General features: G+C 77.3%; 5 protein-coding genes. 3 read left to right on the top strand and 2 right to left on the bottom strand.

The annotated features are described in order from the left end of the window. A partial coding sequence (locus NH342_RS22250) for a Brp/Blh family beta-carotene 15,15'-dioxygenase (RefSeq protein ID WP_253018440.1) occupies positions 1–1,058 on the top strand: 1,058 nt, incomplete at its 5' end. Here the strand turns inward: NH342_RS22250 and NH342_RS22255 are convergent. Both NH342_RS22255 and NH342_RS22260 read right to left on the bottom strand, forming a co-directional pair. Then, positions 982–1,275: a hypothetical protein gene (locus NH342_RS22255; RefSeq protein WP_253018442.1), complete on the bottom strand. Its 294-nt coding sequence runs from the start codon at positions 1,273–1,275 to the stop codon at positions 982–984. The two genes, NH342_RS22250 and NH342_RS22255, sit on opposite strands and share 77 nt — an antisense overlap. Beyond that, positions 1,272–1,601 (bottom strand): STAS domain-containing protein, encoded by a 330-nt coding sequence (locus NH342_RS22260; RefSeq protein WP_253018444.1) that lies wholly within the window; start codon positions 1,599–1,601, stop codon positions 1,272–1,274. Before NH342_RS22260 ends, NH342_RS22255 begins: the two co-directional genes overlap by 4 nt. Before the next feature lie 129 nt (positions 1,602–1,730). Here NH342_RS22260 and NH342_RS22265 point away from each other — a divergent pair, with 129 nt between their 5' ends. Both NH342_RS22265 and NH342_RS22270 read left to right on the top strand, forming a co-directional pair. Then, positions 1,731–2,453 (top strand): response regulator, encoded by a 723-nt coding sequence (locus tag NH342_RS22265; RefSeq protein ID WP_253018446.1) that lies wholly within the window; start codon positions 1,731–1,733, stop codon positions 2,451–2,453. Beyond that, positions 2,450–3,820 carry a cell wall metabolism sensor histidine kinase WalK gene (locus NH342_RS22270; protein WP_253018448.1) on the top strand — a complete coding sequence of 457 codons (1,371 nt, stop codon included), beginning with the start codon at positions 2,450–2,452 and terminating at the stop codon, positions 3,818–3,820. The genes NH342_RS22265 and NH342_RS22270 overlap by 4 nt, the downstream gene beginning before the upstream one ends. Positions 3,821–3,823 lie beyond the last annotated feature (3 nt).

Genomic DNA, 3,823 nt, shown 5'->3' on the forward strand with positions numbered 1-3,823 from the left:
CGGGCGGTGCCCGGGCCGCCGGCCCCGGTCGGGCCCGCTCCTGGGGACGGCGGACCTCCTCCCTCGTGCTGGTCCTGGCCTGCCTGCTGGGCTGGAGCGCGGCGGTGCGCGACCACGACCACCGCAGCTGGGTCTGGGCGCTGGCCGCGACCGGCCTCGTGGCCGGCATCCCGCACGGCGCCCTGGACCACCTCGCCGCCGCCCGCCTGCTGCACCGGCGCCGCTCCGGCACCTCGCCGCTGCGGGCCCTCCTCGCTGCGGGGACCCTCTACGCCGCCCTCGCCGCAACGACCTACCTCGTCTTCGTCGCCGCCCCCGCACCCTCGCTGCTGCTGTTCCTGGTCCTCTCGGTCCTGCACTTCGGGGCCGGGGAGGTGACCTTCTGGGACCTCCCCCGCCGGGGGCGCCGCGTCGTCGCCCCGGTCGCGGGCGGCCTGGTGCTGCTGGTCCCCCTGGCGCGGGACCCGCAGCTGACCGGCGCCTCCCTCGACGCGCTCGGCGTCCGCGACCCCCTGTCCCCCGCGTGGTCGACGGGCGTCCTGCTGGCCCTCCCGACCGCCGCGGTGCTGGTCGCCGGTGCCCTCCTGCTGACCGGTCGCACCCGGCCCGCGGCCGAGCTGGCCGCGCTCGTCGTCCTGGTGAGCACCACACCGCCCCTGCTGGCCCTGGCCGCCTACTTCGGCGGCTGGCACGCCGTCCGGCACACCGCCCTGCTGCTCGAGGAGGACCCCGTGCTGCGCGTCGTCCTGCGCGAGCGCGGCACCGCGGCGGCGGTGCGCCGGTTCGCCGTCCTGGCCGCGCTGCCCACCGGTGTCGTCCTCCTCGGGCTGGCCCTGCTGTGGTCCGGGTCGGCCGGCGCGGTCACCGCCCTGGCCGCCACGCTGCCGGTGCTGGCCGCGGTCACGGTGCCGCACGGGGTGGTGGTGGCCCTGTCGGCCCGCCGCACCTCGGGCCGCTCGCCGGCGCCGGGGTGCGCCCCCGTCAGCCCGGCGGCGGGGGGCGGACGCCGGGTGCGGGGAGCACGGTCTCGGCGTGCAGCAGCACCAGCTCCGCGGTGAGAGCGCGGCGGGTCGCGTCGAGCATCCGGACGCCGACGGCGCTGGCGGCGCGCACCCCGGCCAGGTCGACCTCGATCCGTCGGTGACCGCGGCCCTGGAGGGCCAGGGCCACACCGTGCAGCAGGTCCGCACCGCGCTCGTCCAGGACGCCGCCCGCGGCCACGCGGCCGGCACCCCGGTCCACCACGTCGAAGCCGCCCGCGACGGGAGCGGTCACGCAGCCCACCGTCCGGGTGCGGCCCGCACCTGCAGCACGTGGTCCAGACCGGTGCGGTGCAGGACGGCGCGGACCCGGCGGTCGGCCCCGCGCAGCTCGACCCCACCACCCCTGGCCCGGCAGACCCGGTGCGCCCACAGGAAGCTGGCCAGGGCCGGGCTGGCCAACCGGGTGACCCGGGTCAGGTCCACCACGATCCAGCGGGCACCGCTGAGCACCTCGCGGTGCAGCCGCCAGCGCACGTCGGCGAGGCCCTCGGACAGCATCGACTGGTCGAGCGGCACCAAGCGTTCCTCCGCGGTCCTGCTCGGGTGGTCGAGGGTCATGGCGACCTCCTGTCGGGCACGGCTCCACCGTGCCCGCCGCCGATGACGACCGGTCGGGTGCCGCTTTGCGATCCCGTGACGATCCCGGGGGGTCCCGTCGTCGCCGCCGGGCGGTGGCACGATGGGGCCGTGGCCCTGCGTCTGCTGGTCGTCGAGGACGACGACCACATCCGCACCGCCCTGCGGTGGGGGCTGGAGGACGAGGGCTACGACGTCGCCGAGGCCGCCGACGGCGAGGACGCCTGCCGGCAGGTCGCCGCCGCCGCCCCGGACCTGATGCTGGTGGACCTGATGCTCGGCGCGGTGGACGGCTTCGAGGTGATCCGCACGGTGCGCCGGACGCACGACCTGCCGATCATCGTGGTCAGCGCCCGCTCGGACACCCACGACATCGTCGCCGCGCTGGAGGCCGGGGCCGACGACTACGTCACCAAGCCCTACCAGGTCAAGGAGATCACCGCGCGGCTGCGGGCCCTCCGCCGCCGGGCCGGCGCCGCGGCAGAGACCCCGGCGGCGTCCCGGGCCGCCGAGGACGACCGCATGGTGCTGGACGCGGCGTCCGCCGAACCGCTCGTGCTGCACGCGTCGGCGGGCACCGTGCACCGGGGTGAGCGGGAACTGCACCTGACCGTCACCGAGCTGCGCCTGCTGTGCGAGCTGGCGGGCACCCCCGGCCGGGTCCGCAGCCGGCCCGACCTGCTCCAGCAGGTGTGGGACCACGGCTTCTTCGGCGACGAGCGGCTGGTCGACGTCCACATCCGCCGGCTGCGGACCAAGATCGAGCTGGACCCCGCCGACCCGCAGGTGGTGGTGACCGTCCGGGGGCTGGGGTACCGGCTGGACCGGCGGTGACCCGGTGGCTGCCGACCGGGTTGCGGGCGCGGATCATCGCGGGCTTCACCCTCGGCGCCCTGCTGGTGTCCGCGGTCCTCGTCGGGACGACGTTCCTGCTGGCCCGCAGCTACCTCCTGGGCCAGCGAGAGGACGCCGCCACCCGGGCCGCCCTGGCCGACGCCACCCAGCTGGCCAGCGGGCTGTCCACGGCCGGCCAGGAGGTCGGCGACGTGCTGGCCGACCTGGTCCCCTCGGGCGGGTCGGACGTCGTCGTGCGCAGCGGCGACCAGTGGTTCTCCTCCTCGCTCACCCTGGGCGCCCGCGACGTGCCGGCCTCGCTGCAGCAGCTGCTCGCCGGCGGGACGCCCGCCACCCTGCGCGTCCGCGTCGCCGACGCGCCGCGGCTGGTCGTCGGGGTGCCCCTGGGCGCCGAAGGGGTCCAGTTCTACGAGTTCGCCCCCCTCACCGAGCTGGAGCAGTCGCTGCGGACCCTCACCTGGGTGCTCGGGCTCGGCGCGCTCGCGGCCACCGCCTCCGGCGCCGCGTTCGGGGTCTGGGCGAGCGGGCGCGCCGTCCGGCCCCTGGAGCAGGTCGCCGGGGCCGCCACCCGGGTCGCGGCCGGTGACCTGGCCACCCGGCTGCCCGACACCTCCGACCCGGAGCTGGTGGCCATCGTCGGCAGCTTCAACGGCATGGTCGACACCCTGGTCAGCCGGATCGAGCGCGACGCCCGGTTCGTCGGGGACGTCAGCCACGAACTGCGCAGCCCCCTCACCACGTTGATCACCAGCGTCGAGGTGCTCGGTGCCCGGCGCGGGGACCTGACGCCCCGGGGGCAGCAGGCACTGGCCCTCGTCGAGGCCGAGCTGCACCGCTTCCACCGGACCGTCGACGACCTGCTCGAGCTCGCCCGCCTGGACGACGACACCGCCGCCCGGCAGGCCGACCCGGTCAGCGTCGCCGCCGTCGTGCGCGAGGTGGCGACCCGGTCGGCACCCGCGGACGTGGAGCTGCACCTGGACCCCGACGGCACGACCACGGTCGGCGTGGAGAAGAACCAGCTCGAGCGGGCGGTGCGCAACCTCGTGGAGAACGCGGGCCGGCACGCGGGAGGGGCGACGGCGATGACGGTGCGGCGGGAGCAGGACACCGTGGTGGTGCACGTCGACGACGGCGGTCCCGGGGTGCCGGTGGCCGACCGCGAACGGGTCTTCGAGAGGTTCGCCCGGGGCGGCCACGCCCGGCGCGGCTCCCTGCCCGGCGCCGGCCTCGGCCTGGCCATCGTCGCCGAGACCGCCGCGCGGGCGGGGGGCGCGGCGTGGTGCTCGGACGGCCCCGACGGCGGCGCCCGGTTCAGCCTCGCGTTCCCGGCGGCCCGGCCGTGACCC

Origin of the sequence: Klenkia sp. PcliD-1-E, assembly GCF_024124375.1 — a bacterium.
Lineage (GTDB): Bacteria > Actinomycetota > Actinomycetes > Mycobacteriales > Geodermatophilaceae > Klenkia.